This is a genomic window from Comamonas sp., assembly GCF_036666375.1.
Lineage (GTDB): Bacteria > Pseudomonadota > Gammaproteobacteria > Burkholderiales > Burkholderiaceae_C > Comamonas.
This window is the reverse complement of sequence record NZ_JAVWWA010000016.1, coordinates 42,988-67,740: the sequence shown is the minus strand read 5'-3', so window position 1 is coordinate 67,740 and position 24,753 is coordinate 42,988. Positions and strand designations below refer to the sequence as shown.

Sequence of the window (24,753 nt, the reverse complement as noted above, 5' to 3'; positions counted from 1 at the left end):
TGATGTGCTGGCTTGCCATAGGGCGCGCGAAACAGCACCCTTCGGTCAAGCACACCGCGGCCGAATTCCATTGGGGACCGCGGCGGCTGTCGGAGCTGACGCAGGCCCATGAACGGCTGCGCCTGGCCGAGACGTTCAGCGTCATGGAAAGCTATGGCCTGCCTTACAGCCTGATGGGCCCGGGCTTTCGCGCGCTGTTCGGCGTGCCGTTCTACGCGCTTTACACGCTGCGGACCGAGGACGCAGGCGCGGCCTGAAACGTAAGCGCGCAGGGGCGGGCGGCGGCGCGAAAAAATCGGCCTTGGGCGGAACCTGGTCGAGTTCGCGCAGCACTTTCATCACCATCGCCATGCCGGTGTTGCCGGCCGGCACGCCCGCGTAGACCGCGGTCTGCAGCAGCACTTCCTGAATGGTTGCCAGGTCGAGCGCCGCGGCCTCGGGGTCGGCGGGATCGGCGAGCAGGCCGGTGCGGATATGCAGCTCGAACTCTTCCCAGCGGCCCATGGCCGCGGTGATCGCCAGCACCATGATGCGGCGCGTGCGCCGCTCCAGGCCCGGGCGGCTCCAGATGCCGTCCCAGGCATAGCTGGTGATCATGCGCTGGAACTCGACGTTGAGCGCATTGGCGTTCTCCACCGACTGGGCGACCCAGGCTTCGCCGAGCACGCGGCGGCGGTTGTGCAGGCCTTGGCGCAGGCTGTCTTCATGGATGGGCATGGGCGGCTTCCTTGTCGGTAGTGGTGTGGATCATGGCCAGCAGATCCCGGCAACCCTGGGCCGAGGCCTGCACGGCTTGCTGCGGATCCGCGGCAGCGGCGAGCGCGCGCGAAAGCTGGGGATCGGCCATGCCGTGCTGCTGCAGCAGCCAGCGGCCCAGCAGCAGGTGCAGCGGTTCGGCCTGGCTCAGCGCCTGGGCCGCGCATTCGGCCACGGCGGCCTGGGCCGCGGGCTTGCCCAGCACCGGGGCCAGCACCTGGGCCAGTGCTTCGGAATACACCACGCCCTGCAGGCCGTCGATGTGCTGCTGCATGCGCGCGCTATCGACCTGCAGGCCTTGGGCCGCGCTGCGCAGCGCCGCCGCGGCCGCATGCACATGGCGCCACAGCGTGGCCGCATGCGCGACTTCGGCCTGCCATTCGCCCAGGCCGCGTTCGTGTGCCTGGTCCATGCAGGCCAGCAGCGTGGCGGCGAGCTGGGGCACGGGCTGGGTCTGGGCCACGGCCTGCATGCAGTGCACGGGATTGCGCTTGTGCGGCATGGCGCTCGACGTGCTGCCGCGCGGCGCTTCATGCAGTTCGCCGACTTCGTATTGCGACATCAGCGACCAGTCCTTGGCGAGCTTGGCCAGGCTGCCGCCGCAGACCGCGACTTCCATTGCCAGGCGCAGCCAGGCATCGCGCTGCGTATGCCAGCTGTAGCCGCAGGCCTGCAGGCCCAGCCGGCGCGCCAGCGCCTGCTCCACGGCCGCCGCCGCGGCGCCCAGCGTCGCGCGGTTGCCCACCGCGCCGCCGAGCTGCACGCACAGCGCCTGCGCGGCCAGCGCCTGCAGCTGCGCGCGCGAACGCTGCAGCGCCGCGGCCGATTGCGCGCACTTGAAGCCGAAGCTCGTGACCTGGGCGGGCTGCATCAGGCTGCGCGCGAGCATGGGCGTGGCCGCATGGCGTTCGGCCAAGGCGACCAGGCCCTGTTGCAGACCCTGCAGTTCGGCCAGCAGGCTTTGCAGCGCCTGGCGCGTGAGCAGCGCATGCGCGGTGTCGACCACGTCCTGGGTGGTCGAGCCCCAGTGCAGCCAGTCCAGCCCTTCGGGCCGGTGGCTGCGCAGCCATTGCTGCACGGGTTGCAGTATGGCCATGCCCATGGCGCCGCTGCAGTGCGCACGCGCGGCCAGCGCCGCAGGGTCGATGCGCACGGCCGCACAGGCCGCCGCGATGGCTTCGGCGGCGGCTTCCGGGATGACGCCGCATTCGGCCTGGGACTGGGCCAGCGCGGACTCGAAGCGCAGCATGGCCTCTATCCACTGGCCATCGGTGAACAGCGTGTCGGCATCCTGCGGCCGCAGGTAGGCGTGCATCAAGGACATCATGGATTCAAGCCGAGGCCCCCGAAGCCTTGATCACGGCCGCCCACTTGGCGCTTTCCTGCTGGATCTTCTTGGCGTAGGCCCTGGCATCGCCGAGCAGCGGCACCGCGCCTTCGACGCCCAGCTTGGACTGGAAAGCGGGCAGGGCCGCAACCGCAAGCACTTCCTTGGCGAGCTTGTTCACCTGCGCGGCCGGCGTGCCCTTGGGCGCGAGCAGGCCGTAGGTCAGCGAGCTTTCGAACTGGGCAAGCTCGGGCACGCCGGATTCGGCCACCGTGGGCACGTCGGGCAGCTGGGCATGGCGCTGGGCGCCGCTGATCGCCAGCGCGCGCAGCTTGCCGGCCTTGACCAGGGCCTGGGCCGCGGGAATCACGCTGAAGCTGAAGTCGACCAGGCCGCCGGCGACATCGGTGAGCGATGGCGCCGTGCCTTTATAGGGCACATGCGTGGCCTTGACGCCCAGCATGTGGGTGAGCATTTCGCCGGTCAGATGGCCGCCCGTGCCCGCGCCGCTGGACGCATAGTTCATCTGCAGGCCGCGGCTGCGCAAGGCCTGCACCAGCTGGGCCACCGAGCGTATCGGCGAGCTTTCGGGCACCACCAGCAGCAGCGCCGAGGACGCGAACATCGCGACCGGCTGCAGGTCGGTGGCGGCGTTGAACTTCAGGCCCTTGTAGAGCTCGGGATTGATCGACACCGTGCCGGTATGGCCCAGCAGATAGGTCTCGCTTTCGGGCGCGGCGCGCACCACCATTTCGGTGCCCAGATTGCCGCCCGCGCCGGCCTTGTTCTCGACAATCATGTTGTAGCCGAACATCTCCTGCAGGCCATGCGTCATCTGGCGCGCAAACACATCGTTGCCGCCGCCGGGCGCGAACGGCACGACCAGCCGGCCGCCGCCCTTGGCGCGGCTTTGCGCCCAGGCAGGCACGGCCGCGACGGCAGCCAGGGCGCCCGCGGCCTGCAGCCAGGCGCGGCGCGACGAATGAGGGAAGGCGTTGGCATCGATGGATCGCATGAAAGTCTCCTGGTTTTTGTCGGTGAGTCCGGGCATGGCCTCGGCTTGACGCCAGTGTCGGCGAGCGTGCAACTGCGTCCAAGCCATTGCCGCTTTCTTTTATTGAAAGAAAATGTGCGACATGGACACCAAATACATTCAGAATTTCTTGAAGGTCATTGAAAGCGGTTCGATGTCCGAAGCCGCGCGCCAGCTCGACATCAGCCCGGCTGCCGTGGCCCAGCAGATGCGCGGCCTGGAGCAGGTGCTGGGCGTGGTGCTGCTGGTGCGCCATGGCCGCAGCGTGCGGCCCACGGCCGCGGGCGAACGGCTGTTCGAGCGCGGCAAGCAGCTGGTGCAGGACTGCGATCAACTGCGCGAATGGGTGGCCAGCGATACCGACCATGGCGAGCTGCGGCTGGGCACGGTCAACACCGCCCTGCATGGTTTTCTGCCCGGTGTGATGCAGGCGTTTGTCGCGCGCCACGAGAGCGTGCGCGTGACGGTGCGCGTGGGGCTGACGCCCGATCTGTACACCGCGCTGTTGCAGTCGACGCTGGATGCGGCGCTGTGCCTCAAGCCTTCGTTCGATCTGCCCAAGACCGTGAGCTGGACCGGCCTGCGCCAGGAGCCGCTGGTGCTGCTGGTGCCGCACGCGGATGCCGCACAGGACCCGCTGCAGCTGCTGCGCACGCGGCCGTTGGTGCGTTATGACCGCGAGCTGGCGGGCGGCAAGCTTGCCGACCGCTATCTCAAGGCGCTGGGCATAGCGCCGCGCGAACGGCTGGAACTCAATTCAGTGTTGGCGGTGGCGATGATGGTGGAGCAGGGCCTGGGCGTGGGGCTGGTGCCGGACATAGGCCAGGCGCTCACGCGCCAGCGTCCCATCTGTGCGCTGGATCTGCCGCCGCTGCCGCACGGCCACGGCCTGGGCTACAGCCCGCTGAGCCCGGTGCGCGAACTGGGCCTGCTGTGGCTCAACACTTCGACGCGCATACGCTGGGTGCGCAGCCTGCTCGAATGCGCTCAGGCCGAAAGCCGCGGCGCGATCACCGCGGCAGGTTCTTGATACCGGGAGCCTGGGGCTGAGGGCGGGATTGTGCTGTTTGGTTTTTCTGATTTTCCAACCATTGCAGTATTTTCTGCCCGGTTCGAAATAATGCCAAAAACAATATCACCACGAAGGTAATGAAAATCACATCATGGACTACATAGTGCATGAAAACGCCCTGATCGATTGCATGCCGCGAGCTTAGCCCAGAGGGATGTGGAAGGGCGTAAATTCGGCGTAAATTCGTCGACTATCCCTCTGTAGGCCAACGCCGCCAAGCGCGGCGTGCTGGAGAATTTACGCCGAATTTATGTGCCGGGGCTTTGTCGGCATAGAGATTTTACGCGGGCTGCGCGAATACTTGGACATGGCTATTTCGCCATCAAGATTCGAAGAATTTCTATGCGTTTCGATACCAAAAATATTCGAGGGATTGCGGCTCTTTCCACGGCATTGGTGCTGTGCGCGATATCGGGCCAGGCGCGCGCCCAGTTCTCGGGCAATGTGGCGCTGACATCCGACTATGTCTGGCGCGGCTCGTCGCAGACGCGGGCAGATCCGGCGTTGCAAGGTGGTTTCAGGTACGCCCACGACTCGGGTTTCTACGCCTCCATCTGGGGTTCGGGCGTCAAGTTCGCGCCCGACAACGGCGCGCGTTCGGAGTTCGATCTGGCCGCGGGCTGGAGCGGCAAGGTGTCCCCGGATTGGGCGCTTGATCTGTACCTGCTGCGCTACCAATACCCATCGGCGAATGCGCGGCTGAACTGGAACGAACTGAACGCCAGCGCCACCTGGCGCGACAACTACTGGCTGGCGCTGGGACATTCCGACAGTGCGATGGCCAGCGCAATGCGCGGCACCTATGTGCTGCTCGGCGCGCGCGCACCGATCAGCGCGCAGTGGCGGCTCGAGGCCAGCGTCGCGCGCTACCTGCTCGACGGCCGCTATGCGGACAGCTACTCCCATGGCGCGCTCGGCCTGGTCTGGGCTTTCAAGGCGCCGTTCGAAGCCCGCCTGACCCTGCATGCGACCGACGGCGCCGCGCGGCGCCTGTTTCCCGGCATGGCCGGCAGCCGCGCGGAGTTCGCGCTGCAGGCCGCTTTCTGAGGACCGCGCCATGCAATACGTTTCTTCGTTTCTCGGCTATCCACGGAGCCTTGCATCATGATTGAATTCGGCATACTTCTCGCGCTGCTGGTCGCACTGGGCTGGCCGCTGGGCCATTACCTCGCGGCCGTGATGCGCGGCGCTCCCATGCGCGGCGACCGGCTGTTCGGCTGGCTCGAACGCCCGCTCTATGCCCTGCTGGGCACGCGCCCCGAGACCGGCATGGGGTGGCGCGGCTACGCGGGCGCCTTCCTGCTGAGCAATCTGCTGCTGGCGCTGGCGGTCTGGACGATCTTCATGACCCAGGCCTGGCTGCCGCTCAATCCCGACGGCATTCCCAACATGAGCTGGGACCTGGCGCTGCACACCATGGTGTCGTTCCTCACGAACACCAACCAGCAGCATTATTCCGGCCAGGCGCAGCTTTCCTACCTGTCGCAGATGACCGGCATTGTCGGCCTGCAGGTCGTCACGCCGGTGATGGGCCTGGCGGTGGTCGTCGCCACCTTGCGCGGGCTGTTCGGCGGGCGCCAGGCGCAGACGGCGCAGACGGCGCAGCGTGCCGAAGGCGAGTCGCAGGCCATCGATGTCGGCAATTTCTGGGCCGACGTGGTGCGCGCCACGCTGCGCTTCGTGCTGCCGCTGTGCCTGGTGCTGTCGCTGCTGCTCACCTGGCAGGGCGTTCCCGCGACGCTGGCGGCCGGACCCGTCGCCAGTCCCGTCGATGCCACGGCCGATTTCCGCGAACAGAAGATTCCGCTGGGTCCGGTCGCCCCCATGGTGGCGATCAAGCAGCTGGGCAGCAATGGCGGCGGCTGGTATGGTCCCAACAGCACGGTGGCGCTGGAGAACCCCACGCCGCTGTCGAACTTCCTGCAGCTGCTGGCGATTGCGCTGATTCCGGTTTCCATCATCTTCATGATCGGCCCGTTCACCGGGCGGCGCCGGTTTGGCGCCATGGTGTTCGGCACCATGCTGTGCATGTCGGTGATCTCGTCGGGGCTGGCGCTGTGGTCGGAAGCGTATTCGGCCAGCGCTGCGGACATCGCGCTGATGGAAGGCAAGGAAGTACGCCTGGGCGCCGAAGTTTCGGCGCTGTGGGCCGCGTCGACCACCCAGGTCAACAACGGCTCGGTCAATCTGATGCTCGACTCGGCGGCGCCGCTCACGGGCCTGGTGGCGATGTCCAACATGCTGATCAATGCGATCTGGGGCGGCGTGGGCTGCGGGTTGCAGCAGTTCATCGTCTATCTGATGCTGGGCGTGTTCATCGCCGGGCTGATGACGGGGCGCACGCCCGAACTGTTCGGCCGCAAGATCGAAGCGCCTGAAGTCAAGCTGCTGGCGGTGCTGGTGCTGTGGCAGCCGCTGGTGATCCTGGGTTTCACCGCGGTCACGTTGGCGATTCCCAGCCTGACGGGCAATTCGAACCCGGGCTTTCACGGCATCAGCCAGGTGTTCTACGAGTATGTCTCGGCATTCGCCAACAACGGCTCGGGCTTCGAGGGGCTGGGCGACGCCACGCCCTGGTGGAACGTGTCCTGCGCGATCGTGCTGGCCGCGGGCCGCTACCCCGCGCTGCTGATTCCGCTGGCCATCGCCGCGATGCTGGCGCGCAAGCGCCGCGCGCCCGAAAGCGCGGGCAGCCTGCAGGTGGAAACGCCCACCTTCGCGCTCACGCTGATCGGCATCGTCGTCATTCTCACGCTGCTGCAGTTCATGCCGGTGCTGGTGCTCGGGCCCGTTGCCGACCACCTCGCATTGATGCAGTTGCTCGCACGTTGAAAGAAATTCCATGAATACCGCAAACCAATCCACCCCGGGCCATCAAAGAGCGCTGGTCGAGGCCTTTGTCAAGCTCGCGCCGCAGCACATCGTGCGCAACCCGGTGATGGCCGTGGTCTGGGCCGGCACGCTGCTGACGGCCGGCGCCACGCTCGCCGGCCTGTCGGCGCCGGGCTTTGGCTGGGCCGTGACCGCCATCCTGTTTGTCACCGTGCTGTTCGGCAACTATGCCGAAGCCGTGGCGGAATCGCGCGGCCGCGGCCAGGCCGCGTCGCTGCGCAGCGCGCGCAAGGACCTGATGGCACGGCGCGTCGACGGCCAGGGGCAGGAGACCACCGTGCCCGCGTCCGAACTGCGTCCCGGCGATCTGGTGCTGGTCGAAGCCGGCCAGCTGGTGCCCGCCGACGGCGAGATCGAGCAGGGCCTGGCGACCATCAACGAAGCGGCCGTGACCGGTGAATCGGCGCCCGTGCTGCGTGAAGCCGGCACCGACCGCTCGGGCGTGATCGGCGGCACCAAGGTGCTGTCGGACCGCATCGTGGTGCGTATCACGGCCGAGCCCGGCCACAGCTTTCTGGACCGCATGATCGCCCTGGTCGAAGGTTCGAACCGGCAGAAGACGCCCAACGAGATCGCGCTGGGCATCCTGCTGATGGTGATGACGCTGACTTTCGCCATCGTGGTCGTGACGCTGCCGTTCATCGGTGGCTTCGTCGGAGTCGAAGTCAATCTGGTGCTGCTGATCGCGCTGCTGGTGTGCCTGATTCCCACGACCATAGGCGGGCTGCTGCCGGCGATAGGCATCGCGGGCATGAACCGCGCGCTCAAGGCCAATGTGCTGGCCAAGTCGGGCAAGGCCGTCGAAGTCGCGGGCGACGTCGATGTGCTGCTGCTCGACAAGACCGGCACCATCACGCATGGCGACCGCCAGGCCACGGCCTTTCATGCGCTTGCCGGCGTGGACGCGGCGCAGCTGCGCCAGGCCGCGCTGCTGGCCTCGCTGGCCGATCCCACGCCCGAAGGCAAGTCGGTGGTGCGGCTGGCGCGCGAAAAAGGCGAGCAGATCGTCGAGCCCGAGAACGCGCACTTCGTGCCGTTCTCGGCCCACAGCCGCATGTCGGGTGTGGACCTGCCCGGCGAGCGCGTGATACGCAAGGGATCGCTGGACGCGATCAGCGCCCATGTGCAGGCGCAGGGCGGCCAGGTGCCGGCCGAACTCGAGGCGCGCGTCGCCCAGGTCGCGCGCACCGGCGCGACGCCGCTGGTGGTCAGCGACGGCCAACATGTGCTGGGCGTGATCGCGCTGTCGGACGTGATCAAGCACGGCATCAAGGAGCGCTTCGCGCGGCTGCGCGAGATGGGCATCAAGACCGTGATGATCACCGGCGACAACAAGCTCACCGCCGCGCATATCGCGGCCGAAGCCGGCGTCGACGACTACATCGCCGAAGCCCGGCCCGAAGACAAGCTCGCGCGCATACGCGCCGAGCAGGCAGAAGGCCGGCTCGTGGCCATGGTCGGCGACGGCACGAACGACGCGCCGGCGCTGGCCCAGGCCGACATCGGGCTGGCGATGAATTCGGGCACGCAGGCGGCCAAGGAGGCGGGCAACATGGTGGATCTGGACTCCGATCCGACCAAGCTGCTGGCCGTGGTCGAGATCGGCAAGCAGCAGCTGATCACGCGCGGCGCGCTGACCACGTTCTCGCTGGCCAACGATGTGTCCAAGTACTTCGCCATTCTGCCCGCGCTGTTCGCGGTCGCCATCCCGCAGATGGCCGCGCTCAACGTGATGCAGCTGTCCAGCCCGTCAAGCGCGGTGCTGTCGGCGCTGATCTTCAATGCCGTGATCATTCCCATGCTGATCCCGCTGGCGCTCAGAGGCGTGCGCTTCAAGCCTGCGAGCGCAACCGAGCTGCTGCGCAACAACATGCTGGTCTACGGCCTGGGCGGCCTCGTTCTGCCGTTCATCGCCATCAAGCTGATCGACGTCGTGCTGTCGACGCTCTTTGTTCTCTGAGGTCATTGCCATGAGCATTCCCACACTTTCCCGCGACACGCTCGCTGTCTCCCTGCACCCGGCCAAGCCGCAGACCCCCGGTCTGTGCGACAAGGGCCTGCTGCGCGGCGCGATCGGTCTGACGGTGATCACGCTGGCCGGCTTCGGCTTTCTCTACTCGCTGGCCGGCGTAGGTCTGGGCCAGGCGCTGTTTCCGGCCCCGGCAAATGGCAGCCTGATAGAGCGCGATGGTCGCGTGGTCGGCTCGGCGCTGGTCGCCCAGCCGTTCAGCAGCGCGCGCTATTTCCAGTCGCGTCCATCGGCCGCGGGCTACAACCCCATGGCGCTCGCTGGCAGCAACCAGTCGCGCACCTCGCCCGAACTGCGCGCGCGCCTGGATGCGGCCCGCGCCGAAGCCGCGCAGCGCGAAGGCGTGGCGCCCGCGCTCGTGCCTTCCGATCTGGTAACGCAGTCGGGCAGCGGCATCGATCCCCATGTGAGTCCGCAGGCCGCGGCAATCCAGATCGCGCGCGTGGCGCGGGAGCGCGGCGTGGCCTCCGAGGCGGTGCAGGCGCTGGTCGCGCAGCACACCGAAGACCGCCAATGGGGCGTGTTTGGCGCGCCGCGCGTGAACGTGCTGGCGCTCAATCTGGCGCTGGACCGCATGGCGGCCGCAGCGGCGCAAAGCGCGCGATGAATGCCGGCCTGAGCGTGGGCGTGGCCGCGGGCCGCGAGCAGTTCGAAGTGGTGGTGCTGGGCGCGACGCCGCCTGTCTGCAGCGCGCGCTTTCCGTCGAATGCGATAGGCTGGGCCGCGGTGCGCGGCTTTCTCGCGAGCCAGCGGCTGCCGGTGCGCATGGCCGTGGCCGGCGTCGCCGCGCTGGGCTTTGCGCTGGCCGTGGGCAATGCCAACGACCGGCGCGTGCTGATCGTCTCGCCCGCCGTGGCGAAGTCGGCACTCAAACTGGCTGTGCATGCCAGGAATAGTCTGTAGGCTTGAGGCATGGAAAATCGAAACATGAATCGCAGGAAGACGCAGCGCCATGGGCTTTGAAAATGCACAGCAGGCGGACGCACTGATCGGCTCGCTGCGGCGCGAGGCCGCGGGCCGGCTCACGGTCTTCCTGGGCGCATCGCCAGGCGTGGGCAAGACCTACGCGATGCTGACGCGCGCGCGCGAGCTGTACCGCCAGGGCAAGGACGTGGTCATAGGCATGGTCGAGACCCATGGCCGCAGCGAGACGCTGGCGCTGGTCGAAGGGCTGCCGTTGCTGCCGCGCAAGAGAATCGAGTACCAGGGGCGCTGGCTCGAGGAGATGGATCTCGATGCGTTGCTCGCGCGCCGGCCCGCGGTGGCGCTGGTCGATGAACTCGCCCACCGCAACGCGCCGGGCAGCCGGCACGAGCGGCGCTGGCAGGATGTCGATGAGTTGCTGGATGCGGGCATCGATGTCTACACCACCATCAACATCCAGCACCTCGAAAGCCTCAACGATGTGGTGCACCAGATCACGGGCATACGCGTGAGCGAGACGGTACCGGATGCGGTGTTCGAGCGCCTGCGCGACATCCGGCTGGTCGATCTGCCGCCGCGCGAACTGATAGAGCGCCTCAACCAGGGCAAGGTGTATCTGCCCGAGCAGGCGAGCCAGGCGCTGCAGGCGTTCTTTTCTCCTTCCAATCTCACGGCCTTGCGCGAACTCGCGATGCAGACCGTGGCCGACCATGTCGACACCGACCTGCGCGAAACCCGCGCGGCGCGCGGTCTCGACGGACTGTCGATACAGCACCATGTGCTCGTGGCGATCGATGGCCGCGGGCAGTCCGAATATCTGGTGCGCGCGGGCTGTCGCATCGCCGAGCGCCGCGGCGCGCCCTGGTCGGTGGTCAGCGTGGAGACCGGCAGGTCGGCGGTCGCGCAGAGTAGCGATGCCAACCAGAGCGCCAGTGGGCGCAGTTCCGCCATGCGCGACGAGCAGGCGCGCCAGATGGAGCTCGACAAGGCGTTTGCGCTGGCGCGCACCCTGGGCGGCAGCACCGAGATCCTGCATGGCACCGATCTGGCGCAGGCGATTCTCGACGCGGCCGCGGCGCATGGCGCGCGCTCCATCGTGATCGGCCGCACGCGCGAGCGGCCGATCGCGCGCATCTTCAACCGCACGCTGACGCAGCAATTGCTGCAGCGCGGCGCGCGCTACGAACTGACCATCGTCAGCACGCCGCAGGCGCGCCAGCGTGCGCGCCGCCTGCCCGATTGGAGCAGCGCGCGCTGGACGCGGCGCGAGAGCGCGCTGGTGCTGCTGGCGACCGCCGGCGCCGTCGGCGTGGCGGCGCTGGGGCGGCGCTATCTGGGGCACGAAGATCTGTCGATGGTGTTCCTGATCGCGGTGCTGCTGGTGGCTTCACGCACGCGCATGATCACCGCGTTCGCGACCGCGGTGCTGTGCTTTCTGGCCTACGACTTCTTTTTCATCGAGCCGCATTTCACGCTGTTCATCGGCGCCCACCGCGGCGTGATCACGGTGGTGATGTTTCTCGCCGCGGCGCTGATCGGCGGGCGGCTGGCTTCGCGCCTGCGCATGCAGGTGGTGGCGCTGCGCGCGGCTAACACCCATGCGACGGCCATGCAGAACCTGGGCCGGCAGCTGTCCAAGGCCGCCGATCTGGGCCAGGTGATTGCCGCCGGCGCCGGCGCGCTCGAGGCCACGCTGCAGGCCAGGGCCTGGGTCAGCATCAATGGCGAGGCCGGGCCGCAGGCCGTGACCCAGAGCCTGGGCGAGAAGGACCGGGCCGCTGCCGACTGGACCCAGCGCCACGCCCAGGCCAGCGGGCGTTTCACCGATACGCTGTCGCATTCGGCCTGGTGGTTCCTGCCCGTGCGCTCGGAGCAGGAAAGCCTGGGCGTCGTGGGCCTGCAGTTTCCCGCGGGCATGCCGCGGCTGACGTTCGAGCAGCGGCGCCTGGCCGAAAGCATGGTCGAGGACATCGCCCAGGCGGCGCTGCGCGCGCGCCTGGTGTCCGATCTTGAAGTCGCGCGCGTGACGGGCGAAACCGAGCGCCTGCGCTCGGCGCTGCTGTCGTCGGTGTCGCATGATCTGCGCTCGCCGCTGTCGTCGATGATTGGCGCGGCCGACAGCCTCGCGAGCTACGGCAAGGACATGGGAGAGGAAGACCGAAAGACATTGCTCGAGACCATACGCCTCGAAGGCGAACGGCTGGACCGCTACATCCAGAACCTGCTCGACATGACGCGCCTGGGCCACCAGGGCCTGACGCTCACGCGCGACTGGATAGGCATAGACGAACTCGTGGGCTCGGCCTCGCGGCGGCTGCAGCGCTATGTCGCGCATGCGCGCGTCGAGATCGATATTCCCGCGGGCCTGCCGCTGGCCCATGTGCACCCCGCGCTGATCGAGCAGGCGCTGTTCAACGTGATGGAGAACGCCGCCAAGTTCTCGCCGCGCGGCGAGCCGCTGCGCGTCGTCGTGCGGCGCACCGAGGGCGATCAGATGCAGATCGATGTCTGCGACAGCGGCCCGGGCATTCCCGAGGACGAGCGCAGCCGCATCTTCGACATGTTCTACAGCGTCGAGCGCGGCGACCGCGGGCGCCAGGGCACGGGCCTGGGACTGACCATCGTGCAGGGCATCATAGGCGCGCACATGGGCCAGGTCGAGGCCTTGCCCGGGCCCGGCGGGCGCGGCACCACCATTCGACTGACTTTGCCCTGGGGCGAACAGCCTCTGCTGGAGAACACCCCATGAACGCCGGCCATGACGCCTCCCCGACCACACCCGCGCCACGCGTGCTGGTCATAGATGACGAACCGCAGATCCGCAAGTTCGTCGACATCAGCCTGCGCTCGCAGGGCTACGGCACGCAGCTGGCCGAGACCGGCGAGCAGGGCCTGTCCATACTCGCGACGCAGGGCGCAGATCTGGTGATCCTCGATCTGGGCCTGCCCGACCGAGACGGCCAGGACGTGCTGCGCGAACTGCGCCAGTGGTCGCGCGTTCCGGTCATCGTGCTCACGGTGCGCTCCAGCGAAGACCAGAAAGTCGCGCTGCTCGATGCGGGCGCCAACGACTACGTGACCAAGCCGTTCGGCATCGAGGAGCTGATGGCGCGCATACGCGCGCTGCTGCGCAACGCCAGCCGCCAGGGCGAGCCCCAGCCGGTCTATGACGATGGCATGCTGCGCATCGATCTGGCGCGGCGCGAAGTGCATCTTCTGGGGCAGCAGGTGGCGCTCACGCGCAAGGAGTTCGCGCTGCTGTCGCTGCTCGCCCAGCAGCCGGGCCGCCTGCTGACCCAGCCGCAACTGCTGCGCGAAATGTGGGGCCCCACGCACGAAGAAGATGCGCACTATCTGCGCATCCTGGTCGGCAAGCTGCGCCACAAGCTGGGCGACGATGCGGCCGCGCCGCAGTACATCATCACCGAGCCCGGCGTGGGCCTGCGCTTCATCGGCCGCAGCGGCGCCTGAGTGCAACCGGGGGTTGTCGCAGAAAGTCGTTCCGACACATCATGAAACAATATGGGGCAAGCAGCGTGGTCCCCGATTGACGATCCAAGGGACGAGAAGTTTTTTCGAATCCTAGGAAGTGCAGATGTTGGAATGCCCTGAAGACACCAGCCTGGTTGCCCAGCAACAGGCGCAGTTGGCGGCGCTCGACCGCGTGATGGCGATTGCGGAGTTCGAGCTCGACGGGTCGTTGAGCCGTGCCAACGACAATTTCCTGGCGCTTCTGGGATTCACGCGCGAAGAGGCCGTGGGACGGCATCACCGCAGCTTCTGTACCGAGGCGTTTGCCAACAGCACCGAATACCGCAATTTCTGGCCGCAGCTGCGCGACGGCCAGGCCCGCACTGGCCTGGCCGAACGCCTGCGCAGCGACGGCAGCAGCTGCTGGCTCGAAGCGACCTACACGCCGGTGCTCGATGCCCAGGGCAAGGTGCGCAATATCCTGAAGATCGCCACCGACATCACGGCGCGCCTGCAGCGCGAGCAGGCGCAGACCGAGCATCTGCAGCGGCTGTCGCTGGTGGCCGATGCCAGCGGCACGGCCGTCGTGATCAGCGACAGCGAATCCCGCATTGTCTATGTCAACGATGGTTTCTCGCAGATGTTCGGCTGGACGCTCGATGAAGTGCGCGGCAAGGCGCCCATTGCCTTGCTTGCTGCGCGGATCAATGAAGATTTCGTGGAGAAGTACCGCGAAGCGTTGCGCAGCGGCGGATCGGTGGAGCGCGAGGACATCGTGATCAGCAAGGACGGGCGGCGCTACTGGGCCAAGGTCATCAGCAACCCCGTGGGCGCCGAGGATGGCGACAGGTGGAGCTACACCGTCACGACCTTGACCGACATCACGCGCGCGAAGATGCATGAGGTGCTGCAGCACCGCGTTCTGGAGGCCATGGTGCGCGAGAGTCCGTTGTCGGAAGTGCTGGAACTGATATGCAATGAAGTCGAGCAGATCGCCCCGGAAATCACGGCGTCCATCCTGGGCGTCAGCGAGCAGGGCGTGCTGCAGTCCCTGGTCGGCCCCAGCCTGCCCATCGACTATGCGCGGCAGCTGGACGGCGTACCGATAGGGCCGGTTTGCGGTTCCTGCGGCACTGCGGCCTGGCGCAACGAAACGGTGCGCGTCGACGACATCGCCACCGATGCGCTGTGGGCCGAGCACAAGCACCGCATCCTGCCGCTGGGCTACATGGCCTGCTGGTCGACGCCGATACACAACAGCCAGGGGCGGGTCGTCGGCACCTTTGCTTTCTACTTCAAGAGTCCGCGCGTTCAGGCTGCGGAGACGTTCCACCAGCTGATGGTCGACGCCTGCGTGCATCTGTGCGCGCTGGCGCTGGAGCGCGAGAGCACGCGCCAGCGCATTCGCCAGCTGGCTTTCTACGACGGGCTCACCGGCCTGCCCAACCGCAGCCTGCTGCAGGCCAAGGCCGACCAGGCGATTGCCACGGCAACGAGCAACCAGGAAGAGCTCGCGGTGCTGTTCATCGACCTCGATCGATTCAAGCAGGTCAACGATTCGCTGGGCCATCCTGCGGGCGACGAGCTGCTGCGCCAGATCGCGGGCAGGCTGCGCCAGGATCTGCGCGCCAGCGACATTGCCGGGCGGCTGTCGGGAGACGAGTTCGTGGTGGTGCTGCCGCAAAGCGATGTGGAGCAGACCACGGACATGGTGGAGCGACTGCTCCAGTTGCTGGGCAGCCCGGTCACCGTGGCCGGTGTGGCGCTGGCCGCATCGGCGAGCGTGGGCATTGCGATGTTCCCCGACGACGGACGTGACATGGAGACGCTGCTGCACCGCGCCGACATGGCGATGTACCAGGCCAAGAGCAGCGGCCGCGGCTGCTTCAGCTTCTTCAGCAGCGAAATGAACCAGCTCGCGCAGGAGCGCCTGGCGCTGGAAACCGCGCTGCGCCGCGCGATCCAGACCAGACAGCTGCATCTGCACTACCAGCCCCAGGTCGACATGGAGACCGGCAAGCTCTATGGCGTCGAGGCGCTGGCGCGCTGGACCCATCCCGAACTGGGCGAGATTTCGCCGGTGCGTTTCATTCCGCTGGCCGAGGAGTGCGGCCTGATCGCGGACCTGGGCCACTGGGCGCTGCGCGAAGCCTGCCGCCAGCTGTCGGCCTGGCGCGCGCAAGGGCTGGCCGTTCCCGCGGTGTCGGTCAACCTGTCGCCCACCAGCTTCCACAACCTCGACCTGCCGCGCATGATCGCAGACACGCTGGAGATCAATTCGCTGACTTCGCAGGACCTGACGCTGGAGCTGACCGAAAGCATTCTTCTGGACACCAACCCGAGCACGATGAAGACCATTGCCGAAGTCCATGCCAATGGCATACGGCTGGCGATGGACGATTTCGGCACCGGTTATTCGAGCCTGAGCTATCTGCGCCGCCTGCCTGTCAACGAGCTCAAGCTCGATCGCAGTTTTGTCGCCGATCTCGAGAGCGACGAAACCGCGCGCGCGCTCAGTGCCGCGATCCTGGGCATAGGCAAGAGCCTGCATCTGACGGTGGTCGCCGAAGGCGTGGAGACCGCCGAACAGAACATGCTGCTGCGCGAACAGGGCTATCCCGTGGCCCAGGGCTATCTGTTCTCGCGGCCGCTGGCGCCCCAGGATTTCGAGGGCTGGCTCAGGCAGGTGGCGGATACAGCCGTGGCCTGACGGCCAGAACTCAGCGCGCTTCTTCGGTGACCAGCGTCGGCGTGCGGCTTGTGAAGGCCGCAGCGCCAAGGGCTTGCGCTGTGCCGACATGCGACGCGGCTGCCTGTCCGTTCACGTCGAGCAGGAACTGCGACGAAACCAGACGCGCGCCGCAGAAGTCGAAGATGCCGTGATCGATCTGCGTGCGCATGGCCTGCGCGTAGCCGTGCCGGTCATAGGTGCGGGCGTGGGCGCCGCCTATGCCTATGAGGTGCACCGCGAGGTGGCCCAGACGCTTGATCAGCTTGCCGTCGGGCGTCTCTTCGTAGGCCCAGCCGTTGGTGAACACGCGGTCTATCCAGCCCTTGAGCTGTCCGGGAAACGACCACCAATAGATCGGGTAGACGAGTACCAGCGCGTCGGCGCGGTCGACCCGCGCCTGCTCGCGCACGATATCCGAGGGCAGGGGGGCCTGGAGAAAGTAGGCGCTGCGGTCATGCTGATTGAACGCCGGGTCGAAGCCTTCGGCCGCGATGTCGGCGATCTCTGTGCTGTGCCCGCCCGAGGCGGCAACGCCTTTGGCAAACGCCTGGGCGACGGCGTGCGTCAGGGACTGGGAATCGGGATGGCTGACGACGATGAGGGCATGCATGGCGGGTCCTTGGAGCGGGCAATTGAACTACCATTGGTAGCTGGAATTCATAAATTACTTTTAGTAGGTTACCTTTGGTAGATTAAAGATGTCAAGCAATCCCTCGAAAGCGGCCCTGCCTGCGGCGGCGAAGAAGCGCCTGCCCAAGGACGAACGCCAGCGCCAGCTCATCGATGTCGCCTGGGCCATCGTGCGCGGTGAAGGCACGGATGCGCTCACGCTGGGCCATCTCGCCGAGCGCGCGGGCGTGACCAAGCCCGTGGTCTACGACCACTTCGGCTCGCGCACCGGCCTGCTGGGCGTGCTGTATGCGGAGTACGACAACCGGCAGCACGCGTTGCTGGACCAGGCCCTGCAGGCCTCGGGCAAGTCGCTCGGCGCCGTGGCGAAAGTGATTGCGGGCGCCTACGTTGAGTGCGTCATGGCCATGGGGCGCGAGCTGCCCGGAGTCAGCGCCGCGCTTGCCGGCTCACCCGAACTCGATGCGCTGAAGAAGGCGCACGAGGCGCTGTTCCTGGCGAAGTGCCGCGATGCGCTCCAGCCATTCGCCAAACAGCCGCTGGCACAGGCCGGCATGCGCGCCATGCTGGGCGCGGCCGAGGCGGTGTCGTTTGCTGCGGCCGCGGGCGAAATCGAGGTGGCCGATGCGCGCCATGAAATCCACGACGCCATCGTGCGCATCGCGCGCCGCACGTGATGGCCGGCGGGCGCTGCGCTTAGTTGAAAAACGCGTTTGCATAGTCCCAAACATTCGTGGCTGTATCGAGGACGAATTCCTAGACTTCATTCCAAGCAATCTTCAAGGAATGGGTCATGCCGGTATCCGCAAACATCTTTCGCCGCCGTGCGCTGGCGCTGTCGGCCGGCCTCGTGCTGGTGGCCACAACCGGCATGGGCGCGGCGTGGGCGGCTGAAGGCAGCTGGCCCAGCAAGCCCATCACGCTGGTCGTGCCGTACCCGCCGGGCGGCACCAACGACAACGTCGCGCGGCTGATTGCCGAGCAGGTCTCGAACCGGGCCGGCCAGCCGGTGATCATCGAGTACAAGCCTGGCGCGGGCGGCACCATAGGCGCGCAGTTCGTGGCGCGCGCCAGGCCCGACGGCTACACGCTGCTCAATGCCTCGATAGGCAATCTGGCCATCGCCCCGCAGCTGATGCCCGTGCAGTTCGATGCATTCAAGTCCTTCCAGTCCATCGCCTATATCGGCAGCGGCATCACGACGTTCGCGGTGCGCGCCGATTTCCCGGCCAGGAACCTGCAGGAACTCGTGGCCTATGCGAAAAAGCACCCGATCACGCTGGGCACTTCGGGGGTGGGCACGCCGGGCCACATGGCGGGCGTCTACTTCCAGCAGATCACCGGCATACAGATGACCCATGTGCCCTACAAGGGCAGTGCCGCGGCCATCAACGATGCGATCGGCGGCCATGTGGATCTGGTCATCGATCCGCTGAGCACCACCTTCGTGCGCGCCGAGAAGCTCAAGGCCCTGGCCTATTTCGGCACCAGGACGCCGCCCGAGGGACTCAAGGGCGTGCAGTCGGTGGCCCAGCAGGGCTTTGCCAAATGGGACGACGCGTTTGGCGGCTCGTTCTTCTGGACCGCGCCCGCGGGCATTCCCGAGGCGGTGCAAAAGAAGCTCACGGGCTGGGTGCTTGAAGCCCTGGCCACGCCCGAAGTGCGCCAGGCGCTGGTGCAAGTGCAGGTCAGCGCCGCGCCCGCGGACGCGGCGGCGACGACGGCCATAGTGCACAAGATGCACGGCCTGGCCAGGGACATCTTTGTGACGCCGGCGCAGCAGCCGGTGGCACTCGCGAAATAGCCGCCAGGGCCGGGCCGCGCCAGCGCGCGCGGCGCGCATCGGCGATGGAAATCCAACAAGGTTGAAGTTCATGCATCTGGGATTGTTTTTGCTGGCCGCGGGCCACCACGCAGGCGGCTGGCGCTTTCCCGGCGCCGAGTCGGGCACCGAGAACTTCGATCTGATCGCGCGCATTGCCAGGGAGGCCGAGGCCGCGAAGTTCGACATGGTGTTCTTTGGCGACCGGCTGGTCACGACCAAGGATTCGCACCCCTCGATGATCACCCGCCCCGACCCCATGGTGGTGCTGGCGATGCTTGCGGTGCAGACGCAGAAAATCGGGCTCGCGGCCACGGCCTCGACGACCTACAGCGACCCGTTCACGCTGGCGCGCTCGCTGGCATCCGTCGATCTGCTGAGCCAGGGGCGCGCGGCCTGGAACATCGTCACCACGGTGCAGGATGGCTCGGGCAACTTCAGCCGTTCGCTGCACCCCGAGTCGCAGGAACGCTATGCGATTGCCGAGGAATTCGTGCAGGTGGTGCAAGGCCTGTGGCGCTCGTGGGAGGCCGACCCCTATGTGCGCGACAAGGCGCGCGGCATCTACATCGACACCGACAAGCTGCATGCGCTCGAGCATGTCGGCAAGTACTTCCAGGTCAAGGGGCCGCTCAATGTGACGCGCAGCCCGCAGGGCGAGCCGGTGCTGATACAGGCGGGCTCATCGGGCGCGGGCCAGCAGCTGGGCGCGCGCCATGCCGAAGTGATCTTCACGGCCCAGCAGGACCTGCAGGCGGCCCAGGAGTTCTACCGCGCGCTCAAGCAGCAGGTGGCGGCCGCGGGGCGTGATCCGGCCAAGGTCAAGGTCATGCCGGGGCTGATGCCCATCGTCGGCCGGACCGCGGCCGAAGCGCGCGAAAAGCTCGCCCAGCTGCAGGAATTCACCGACCAGAGCAAGGCCCACTACATGCTGTCCGCCGAGCTCGATCTCGATCTCACGGGCCATGACCTCGACGCGCCCGTGCCCGATCTGCCCGCGGACGATGCGAGCTTCAGCCGGCGCAAGCTGCTGCTGAAGATCGCGCGCGAACAGCAACTGACGCTGCGCCAGCTCTACCACCACATTGCCAGCAGCCGCGGCCACCAGGTGGTCGCGGGCACGGCGCAGGAAATTGCCGATCACATGCTGCACTGGGTCGATGCCGGCGCGGCCGACGGCTTCAACATCATGCCCGCCTATTTTCCCGGCGGCTTCGAGGAGTTCACGCGCGCCGTGGTGCCGCTGCTCCAGGAGCGCGGGCGCTTTCGCCGCGAGTACGCGGGCAGCACGCTGCGCGCCCATCTGGGCCTGACCGATCCCGTTTGACTCTGAACCAAGGAACCCCATGTCCGTCTTGTTGATTGCCGGCAGTCCGTCGCACACCTCCCGCTCCGCGGCCCTGCTCGAGTCCGTGGGCAAGCGGCTTGCCAAGCACCAGATCGAGGTGACGCAGCTGCAGATCCGCGACCTCGATGCCCAGGCGCTGGTGCACGCCGATTTCGCCCATCCGTCCATCGTGCGCGCCGTGCAGCAGGTGGCCGACGCCAAGGTGGTGGTGATTGCCACGCCGGTGTACAAGGCGGCCTACAGCGGCGTGCTCAAGCTATTCCTCGATCTGCTGCCCCAGACCGGGCTCAAGGGCAAGACCGTGCTGCCGCTGGCCACGGGCGGCAGTCCGCACCACATGCTGGCGCTGGACTATGCGCTGCGGCCCGTGCTGCAGGCGCTGGCCGCCAAGCAGATCCTTCCCGGCATCTATGCCACCGACGCCCAGGTGTTCGTGCTGCCCGAAGGCGCCAGCACGCTGGGCACCGATCTCGCGGTGCGCGTCGACGAGGCCGTGCATGTGCTGGTCTCCGAAGTGCTGCGGCCCAGGGCGCATGCCGACGCATCGTTTGCACCCGTGCATTTTTCCCAGGTGCGCTGCAGCGTCTGAGCGCGCCACCCATCCCTTTTCTTTCAACGGATTTTCCAGGAGCCTTTCATGACCATTCAAGCCATCAACGTTCGCAACCAGTTCAAGGGCAAAGTGCGCGAGATCATCCGCGGCGACGTGGTCTCCGAAGTCGATGTCGAGACACCCTGGGGTGTAGTGACTTCCGTCATCACCACGCGTTCGGTCAACGATCTGGGGCTGGAAATCGGCTCCGAAGTCGTGGCGCTGGTGAAGTCCACCGAAGTCTCCATTGCCAAGCTTTGAGGGGGGCGCGCAGCGGCGTTCCGAGCACCGGCATTTGCCCTGCGCGCGCAGCCACGGCGAGCAACAGCGGGGTTTGAAATTCCGTTCGTCCTGAGCCTGTCGAAGGATGAACGGCCCGCCCTGCAAAAAGAAAAACGCAGTGTCCTCCCGGGCACTGCGTTTTTTCATGGGGGCTCGATCAGATGGTGGTGAAGCCGTGCGTGCCGTCGTTCTTCAGCTGCTGGACCAGGCCGAACTCCCAATCGAGATAGGCCTGCATCGCGCTGCGCGGCGCCTGCGTGCCTTCGTAGGGGCGGCGGTAGCGGTCGGTGCGCGGCGAGGCCAGGCGGGTCTCGCCGGTTTCCAGCGGCAGGCCTTGCGCAATCCAGGCCTGGGTGCCGCCCGTGAGGGCATATACCGGCGCCCCGGTGGCCTGGGCCAGCGCGTGCACCGCGTAGCGCGCCAGCAGGCTGGAGCCGCAGGTCACGACATAGCGCTCGGCCTTGGGAATGTTTGCCAGCGCCTGGGTGAGCTGCGAGCGCAGCGCGAACCAGGCGCCGGGAATGTGGCGCTGCACGTAGTTGGCGCTGCTGGTGAAGTCGAGCACGGCGGTGCGCGGGCCGTTGCCGTCCTCGGCCAGCCATTGCGCCAGCGTGTGCACCGAGACATCCTCCACGGCGCTGGCATGCGGCGGGTAGGGGGTGGCGGGCTGGCCGGTTTCGTTCCAGTCGGCCGCGCCTGCGCCATCGAGCACCCAGGTTTCCCAGCCCATCTGCGCCAGCCACGAGGCGCTCATATTGGCGCGCACGCCATCGTCGTCGACCAGCACGATGCGCGCGCCGCGCACCGGCGCCGCGTGATCGGTTTCCTGCACCAGCTGGCCGCCGGGATAGTGGCGAAAGCCCTGCAGATGGCCGGCCGCGTATTCGCCCGCGCTGCGCACGTCAAAGCGGTAGGTGGTGCGCGCGGCCTCGCCGGCAAACTGCGCCAGGTCGGCCGGGGTGGCGCGGCGCACGCCGGCGCGATCGGCGACGGCGCGCGCGCGTTCGGCGGCCTGGCGGCGTTCGGCTTCGGCGACGGCCGGCGCCTGGCGGTCGGCGCCATGGTCGAGCTGCTGGTCGGCCAGCAGCCAGCCGATCGTGCCGTTGCGCAGCGCCGTGATGCGGTTGGGCAGGCCGGCATTGATCAGCGACTGCGTGCCTATCAGGCTGCGCGTGCGGCCCGCGCAGTTGACGACGATATGCGTTGCGGGATCGGGCGCCAGCGTGCTGGCGCGCAGCACCAGTTCGGCGCCGGGAACGCTCACCCCGCCGGGAATGCTCATGGTCTGGTATTCGTCGAATCGGCGCGCGTCAAGCACCACCACATTGGCCTGGCTGTCGAGCAGGGCCTTGACTTCCTCGGCCGCCAGCGAGGGCGTGTGGCGTTCGGCTTCCAGCCATTCGCCAAACGACTTGCTGGGCACGTTGACGTCGATGAACAGCTCGTAGCCCGCATCCTTCCAGCCCGCGAGGCCGCCGGCCAGCAGATGCACCTGGGTATAGCCCAGCGCCTGCAGGCTGCGCGCCGCGCCTTCGGTCAGGCCTTCGCCGTTGTCGTAGATGGCAATGCGCGTGTCGCGCCGCGGCAGGCGCTGCCAGGCGTCGATCTCGATCTTGCCCGCGGGCAGATTGGCGGCCCACAGCGGGTGGCCTTCGGCAAACGGTGCTTCCTCGCGCAGGTCGAGCAGCGCGATTTCCTCGCCGGCCAGCAGGGCCTGGCGTATGTCCTGGGGAGTCAGTTGGGGCAGGGGGAGGCTCATGTCGTATGGAGAAAAGAAGGGTGGAAATTCAGTGGGTGACGTTGGCATAGCCCGAGACAAAGGGCTTGACGCCGCCGTCCTCGGTGAACACATGGCGCTGCACCTTGCCGATGTCGGCGCCGTAGACATGGATGCTGATCGAGACCTGGTCGGCCAGCAGGTTGCGTACGCGGTGCACATCGCCAACCGACGGCGAGACGGCCTGCACCTCGCCCGGGTGCAGGGCCTGGGGCGGGCCTTCGGGCCGCCAGCGGCCCTCGGCGTCGCGCGCGAAATGCTGGCCTTCCTCGGCGCCGCGCAGCATGCCTATCAGGCCCCAGACCGTGTGGTCGTGGATGGGCGTGCCCTGGCCCGGGCCCCAGACAAAGCTGACCACGGAAAAGCGGCCGGCGGGGTCGGCGTGCAGCAGGAACTGCTGGTAGTGCGCGGGATGGGGCTGGGCGAAGGCCTGGGGCAGCCAGTCGTCGTGCGCGACCAGCGCCTGCAGCAGCGGCGTGGCGCCGGCAAGCAAGGCGGCTTCGTCGGCGCTGCGCGCAATGGTGTCCGACAGCTGCGCAATGAATTGCTGCAGGCGCGGCGCGGGCGTGGAGGTTTCATTTGGCATGCATGGATTACAGCCTGGGCGCGCGTTGGCGTAAACGGTAATTTCCGCATATGGTTTTGCGTTTTTGTTCGTTCCCGCGGCGCGCGCCATTGACTCCAATAGCGGCTCATCTGGTCATGCGGCCAGCAACGGATCGCCACGAAAGGAAAGCACGGCATGGACAGCGTACAGAACCGGGACGGGGGGGAGAAGAAGGCATGGTCGCGCCGCGATGTGCTGCGCGCCGCGGGCGCGGCCTCGCTGGCGGGTGGGGCGGGCCTGGTCGCGCAACGCGCCACGGCGGCCGGGCCGCTGCGCCCCATCAAGCTGGCCTGGAACGCCAACGCGATCTGCCTGTCGGCCGCGCCGGTGGCCATTGAGCGCGGCATCTTTGAAAAGCACGGCCTCAAGGTGGAGCTGGTCAACTTCGCGGGCGCCACCGATCAGCTGCTGGAAATCATCGCCACCTCCAAGGCCGATGCCGGCCTGGGAATGATCCACCGCTGGATCAAGCCGCTGGAATCGGGCTTTGACGTGAAGCTGGTCGGCAGCTCGCATGGCGGCTGCTCGCGCCTGGTGGGCTATGCGCCCGCGGGCGTCAAGGAACTCAAGCACCTCAAGGGCAAGACAATTGCGGTCTCCGATCTCAATTCGCCGGGCAAGAACTTCTTCTCGGTGCTGCTGACCAAGGCCGGCATAGACCCCGAGCGCGATGTCAGTTGGCGCCAGTTCCCCGGCGACATGCTGGGCCTGGCCGTGGAAAAGGGCGAGGCCCAGGCGATTGCCGATGGCGACCCCAACTTGCTGCTGGTGCAGCGGCGCACCCAGGGCCTGGTCGATCTGGCCACCAACCTGTCGGGCGAGTACGCGGCCAAGACCTGCTGCGTGCTGGGCGTGAGCGGCGCGCTGGTGCGCAATGACCGCCCGGCCGCGGCCGCGCTCACGCGCGCCATTGTCGAAGCCTCGGATTTCATCTCGGACAACCCGGCTGAAACCGCGCGTATCTTCAGCCCCTACTCCAAGGTGCCCGAAAGCGATCTGCGCGCCGTGCTGGGCACGCTCACGCACCGCAGCCACCCCGTGGGCAAGTCGCTGCGCGACGAGATCGAGTTCTATGCGCGCGACTTCAAGCTGGTCAAGGTGCTCAAGCCCGGCACCGACCCGGCGCGCTTTGCCGCCCATGTCTACGCCGACGTGCTGTCCTGAAACCCGCGCCTGACCGATCTCCTGGAGAACAGCAATGAGTACCCTTGCCGAACATATCCTGCCTGGCAGAGAAGGGCGCCCGGGGCGGGGCCTGCCGGGCGACAGCCGCACGGGAACGGACCTGTCCGATACCGTGCGCGTGACACCGACAGTGGCTGCCGCAGCTACGGCTGCCGCCGCCGCGCCCTCCACGCCCCTGTGGTGGCAAGGCGCGCTGGCCTCCGTGGCCTGGGGCCTTCTTGCGGCGCTCACGCATTTCTGGCCCAACCTGCCCGCGGGCTTCACCGAATGGGCCT

20 protein-coding genes and 2 pseudogenes are annotated in these 24,753 nt (G+C 67.3%); 16 read left to right on the top strand and 6 right to left on the bottom strand.

The genetic code is table 11. From position 1 onward, the window contains the following. Positions 1 to 282: 282 nt before the first annotated feature. The 3 genes and pseudogenes from RR928_RS06305 to RR928_RS06295 form a co-directional block, all read right to left on the bottom strand. Positions 283 to 717 (bottom strand): annotated as a pseudogene (locus RR928_RS06305) (carboxymuconolactone decarboxylase family protein); the annotation flags it as partial. Continuing rightward, a complete protein-coding gene (locus RR928_RS06300) occupies positions 704 to 2,080 on the bottom strand; it encodes a lyase family protein (RefSeq protein ID WP_332681815.1) in 1,377 nt (458 codons plus the stop codon). The pseudogene RR928_RS06305 and the gene RR928_RS06300, both read right to left, overlap by 14 nt. Before the next feature lie 7 nt (positions 2,081 to 2,087). After that, on the bottom strand, positions 2,088 to 3,098 hold the full coding sequence (locus RR928_RS06295; protein WP_332535266.1) for a Bug family tripartite tricarboxylate transporter substrate binding protein: 1,011 nt from the start codon (positions 3,096 to 3,098) through the stop codon (positions 2,088 to 2,090). Between the two features lie 121 nt (positions 3,099 to 3,219). On the opposite strand from RR928_RS06295, the gene RR928_RS06290 reads away from it, so the two are divergent. The 9 genes from RR928_RS06290 to RR928_RS06250 all read left to right on the top strand — a co-directional run bounded on the left by RR928_RS06290 (position 3,220) and on the right by RR928_RS06250 (position 16,214). Further along, positions 3,220 to 4,146, top strand: a complete 927-nt coding sequence (locus RR928_RS06290; protein WP_332535268.1) for a LysR family transcriptional regulator — start codon at positions 3,220 to 3,222, stop codon at positions 4,144 to 4,146. Between the two features lie 384 nt (positions 4,147 to 4,530). Continuing rightward, the gene (locus tag RR928_RS06285; RefSeq protein ID WP_332535270.1) at positions 4,531 to 5,235 is read left to right on the top strand and encodes a TorF family putative porin; all 705 of its coding nucleotides are present in this window, start codon (positions 4,531 to 4,533) and stop codon (positions 5,233 to 5,235) included. A 57-nt stretch (positions 5,236 to 5,292) separates the two neighbouring features. Beyond that, positions 5,293 to 7,020 (top strand): potassium-transporting ATPase subunit KdpA, encoded by a 1,728-nt coding sequence (kdpA, locus tag RR928_RS06280; protein WP_332681812.1) that lies wholly within the window; start codon positions 5,293 to 5,295, stop codon positions 7,018 to 7,020. Between the two features lie 10 nt (positions 7,021 to 7,030). After that, positions 7,031 to 9,040, top strand: a complete 2,010-nt coding sequence (gene kdpB, locus RR928_RS06275; RefSeq protein ID WP_332681810.1) for a potassium-transporting ATPase subunit KdpB — start codon at positions 7,031 to 7,033, stop codon at positions 9,038 to 9,040. A gap of 10 nt (positions 9,041 to 9,050) precedes the next feature. Beyond that, positions 9,051 to 9,716 (top strand): potassium-transporting ATPase subunit KdpC, encoded by a 666-nt coding sequence (gene kdpC, locus RR928_RS06270; protein WP_332535276.1) that lies wholly within the window; start codon positions 9,051 to 9,053, stop codon positions 9,714 to 9,716. Further along, positions 9,713 to 10,012 carry a hypothetical protein gene (locus tag RR928_RS06265; protein ID WP_332535278.1) on the top strand — a complete coding sequence of 100 codons (300 nt, stop codon included), beginning with the start codon at positions 9,713 to 9,715 and terminating at the stop codon, positions 10,010 to 10,012. Before kdpC ends, RR928_RS06265 begins: the two co-directional genes overlap by 4 nt. A 49-nt stretch (positions 10,013 to 10,061) precedes the next feature. Continuing rightward, complete coding sequence (locus tag RR928_RS06260; protein WP_332547703.1) at positions 10,062 to 12,782, top strand: sensor histidine kinase KdpD; 2,721 nt, start codon at positions 10,062 to 10,064, stop codon at positions 12,780 to 12,782. After that, complete coding sequence (locus tag RR928_RS06255; RefSeq protein ID WP_332535281.1) at positions 12,779 to 13,504, top strand: response regulator; 726 nt, start codon at positions 12,779 to 12,781, stop codon at positions 13,502 to 13,504. The genes RR928_RS06260 and RR928_RS06255 overlap by 4 nt, the downstream gene beginning before the upstream one ends. A gap of 124 nt (positions 13,505 to 13,628) precedes the next feature. Further along, the gene (locus RR928_RS06250) at positions 13,629 to 16,214 is read left to right on the top strand and encodes a sensor domain-containing protein (protein ID WP_332535283.1); all 2,586 of its coding nucleotides are present in this window, start codon (positions 13,629 to 13,631) and stop codon (positions 16,212 to 16,214) included. A 10-nt stretch (positions 16,215 to 16,224) separates the two neighbouring features. Here RR928_RS06250 and RR928_RS06245 read toward each other — a convergent pair whose 3' ends face one another. Next, on the bottom strand, positions 16,225 to 16,845 hold the full coding sequence (locus RR928_RS06245) for an NAD(P)H-dependent oxidoreductase (protein ID WP_332547705.1): 621 nt from the start codon (positions 16,843 to 16,845) through the stop codon (positions 16,225 to 16,227). A gap of 88 nt (positions 16,846 to 16,933) precedes the next feature. Here RR928_RS06245 and RR928_RS06240 point away from each other — a divergent pair, with 88 nt between their 5' ends. The 5 genes from RR928_RS06240 (at position 16,934) to RR928_RS06220 (ending at position 20,888) form a co-directional block, all read left to right on the top strand. Beyond that, positions 16,934 to 17,542 (top strand): TetR/AcrR family transcriptional regulator, encoded by a 609-nt coding sequence (locus RR928_RS06240; RefSeq protein ID WP_332535285.1) that lies wholly within the window; start codon positions 16,934 to 16,936, stop codon positions 17,540 to 17,542. Positions 17,543 to 17,658: 116 nt separating this feature from the next. Then, the gene (locus RR928_RS06235) at positions 17,659 to 18,669 is read left to right on the top strand and encodes a Bug family tripartite tricarboxylate transporter substrate binding protein (protein ID WP_332547707.1); all 1,011 of its coding nucleotides are present in this window, start codon (positions 17,659 to 17,661) and stop codon (positions 18,667 to 18,669) included. Between the two features lie 70 nt (positions 18,670 to 18,739). Next, complete coding sequence (locus RR928_RS06230; protein ID WP_332681806.1) at positions 18,740 to 20,014, top strand: LLM class flavin-dependent oxidoreductase; 1,275 nt, start codon at positions 18,740 to 18,742, stop codon at positions 20,012 to 20,014. 19 nt (positions 20,015 to 20,033) lie between these two features. Continuing rightward, positions 20,034 to 20,624, top strand: a complete 591-nt coding sequence (gene ssuE, locus RR928_RS06225) for an NADPH-dependent FMN reductase (RefSeq protein WP_332535291.1) — start codon at positions 20,034 to 20,036, stop codon at positions 20,622 to 20,624. A 48-nt stretch (positions 20,625 to 20,672) separates the two neighbouring features. Next, positions 20,673 to 20,888, top strand: a complete 216-nt coding sequence (locus tag RR928_RS06220; RefSeq protein WP_159913649.1) for a TOBE domain-containing protein — start codon at positions 20,673 to 20,675, stop codon at positions 20,886 to 20,888. Between the two features lie 178 nt (positions 20,889 to 21,066). On the opposite strand, the gene RR928_RS06215 is transcribed toward RR928_RS06220, so the two are convergent. Together RR928_RS06215 and RR928_RS06210 are read right to left on the bottom strand one after the other, a co-directional pair. Continuing rightward, positions 21,067 to 22,668: a rhodanese homology domain-containing protein gene (locus tag RR928_RS06215; RefSeq protein WP_332681803.1), complete on the bottom strand. Its 1,602-nt coding sequence runs from the start codon at positions 22,666 to 22,668 to the stop codon at positions 21,067 to 21,069. Between the two features lie 28 nt (positions 22,669 to 22,696). Next, positions 22,697 to 23,272: a cysteine dioxygenase gene (locus RR928_RS06210; protein ID WP_332547710.1), complete on the bottom strand. Its 576-nt coding sequence runs from the start codon at positions 23,270 to 23,272 to the stop codon at positions 22,697 to 22,699. Positions 23,273 to 23,428: 156 nt separating this feature from the next. Here RR928_RS06210 and RR928_RS06205 point away from each other — a divergent pair, with 156 nt between their 5' ends. Together RR928_RS06205 and RR928_RS06200 are read left to right on the top strand one after the other, a co-directional pair. Continuing rightward, complete coding sequence (locus RR928_RS06205) at positions 23,429 to 24,457, top strand: ABC transporter substrate-binding protein (RefSeq protein ID WP_332535297.1); 1,029 nt, start codon at positions 23,429 to 23,431, stop codon at positions 24,455 to 24,457. A gap of 34 nt (positions 24,458 to 24,491) precedes the next feature. Further along, a pseudogene (locus RR928_RS06200) lies at positions 24,492 to 24,753 on the top strand (hypothetical protein); the annotation flags it as partial.

Excerpts from the sequence above, each read along its gene's own strand:
- kdpB (WP_332681810.1), top strand. The coding sequence starts at position 7,031 with ATGAATACCGCAAACCAATCCACCCCGGGCCATCAAAGAGCGCTGGTC.
- RR928_RS06300 (WP_332681815.1), bottom strand. The coding sequence starts at position 2,080 with ATGTCCTTGATGCACGCCTACCTGCGGCCGCAGGATGCCGACACGCTG.
- RR928_RS06255 (WP_332535281.1), top strand. The coding sequence starts at position 12,779 with ATGAACGCCGGCCATGACGCCTCCCCGACCACACCCGCGCCACGCGTG.
- RR928_RS06230 (WP_332681806.1), top strand. The coding sequence starts at position 18,740 with ATGCATCTGGGATTGTTTTTGCTGGCCGCGGGCCACCACGCAGGCGGC.
- RR928_RS06250 (WP_332535283.1), top strand. The coding sequence starts at position 13,629 with ATGTTGGAATGCCCTGAAGACACCAGCCTGGTTGCCCAGCAACAGGCG.
- kdpC (WP_332535276.1), top strand. The coding sequence starts at position 9,051 with ATGAGCATTCCCACACTTTCCCGCGACACGCTCGCTGTCTCCCTGCAC.
- RR928_RS06265 (WP_332535278.1), top strand. The coding sequence starts at position 9,713 with ATGAATGCCGGCCTGAGCGTGGGCGTGGCCGCGGGCCGCGAGCAGTTC.
- kdpA (WP_332681812.1), top strand. The coding sequence starts at position 5,293 with ATGATTGAATTCGGCATACTTCTCGCGCTGCTGGTCGCACTGGGCTGG.
- RR928_RS06295 (WP_332535266.1), bottom strand. The coding sequence starts at position 3,098 with ATGCGATCCATCGATGCCAACGCCTTCCCTCATTCGTCGCGCCGCGCC.
- RR928_RS06205 (WP_332535297.1), top strand. The coding sequence starts at position 23,429 with ATGGACAGCGTACAGAACCGGGACGGGGGGGAGAAGAAGGCATGGTCG.
- RR928_RS06245 (WP_332547705.1), bottom strand. The coding sequence starts at position 16,845 with ATGCATGCCCTCATCGTCGTCAGCCATCCCGATTCCCAGTCCCTGACG.
- RR928_RS06210 (WP_332547710.1), bottom strand. The coding sequence starts at position 23,272 with ATGCCAAATGAAACCTCCACGCCCGCGCCGCGCCTGCAGCAATTCATT.
- RR928_RS06260 (WP_332547703.1), top strand. The coding sequence starts at position 10,062 with ATGGGCTTTGAAAATGCACAGCAGGCGGACGCACTGATCGGCTCGCTG.
- RR928_RS06215 (WP_332681803.1), bottom strand. The coding sequence starts at position 22,668 with ATGAGCCTCCCCCTGCCCCAACTGACTCCCCAGGACATACGCCAGGCC.
- RR928_RS06285 (WP_332535270.1), top strand. The coding sequence starts at position 4,531 with ATGCGTTTCGATACCAAAAATATTCGAGGGATTGCGGCTCTTTCCACG.
- RR928_RS06235 (WP_332547707.1), top strand. The coding sequence starts at position 17,659 with ATGCCGGTATCCGCAAACATCTTTCGCCGCCGTGCGCTGGCGCTGTCG.
- RR928_RS06240 (WP_332535285.1), top strand. The coding sequence starts at position 16,934 with ATGTCAAGCAATCCCTCGAAAGCGGCCCTGCCTGCGGCGGCGAAGAAG.
- ssuE (WP_332535291.1), top strand. The coding sequence starts at position 20,034 with ATGTCCGTCTTGTTGATTGCCGGCAGTCCGTCGCACACCTCCCGCTCC.
- RR928_RS06220 (WP_159913649.1), top strand. The coding sequence starts at position 20,673 with ATGACCATTCAAGCCATCAACGTTCGCAACCAGTTCAAGGGCAAAGTG.
- RR928_RS06290 (WP_332535268.1), top strand. The coding sequence starts at position 3,220 with ATGGACACCAAATACATTCAGAATTTCTTGAAGGTCATTGAAAGCGGT.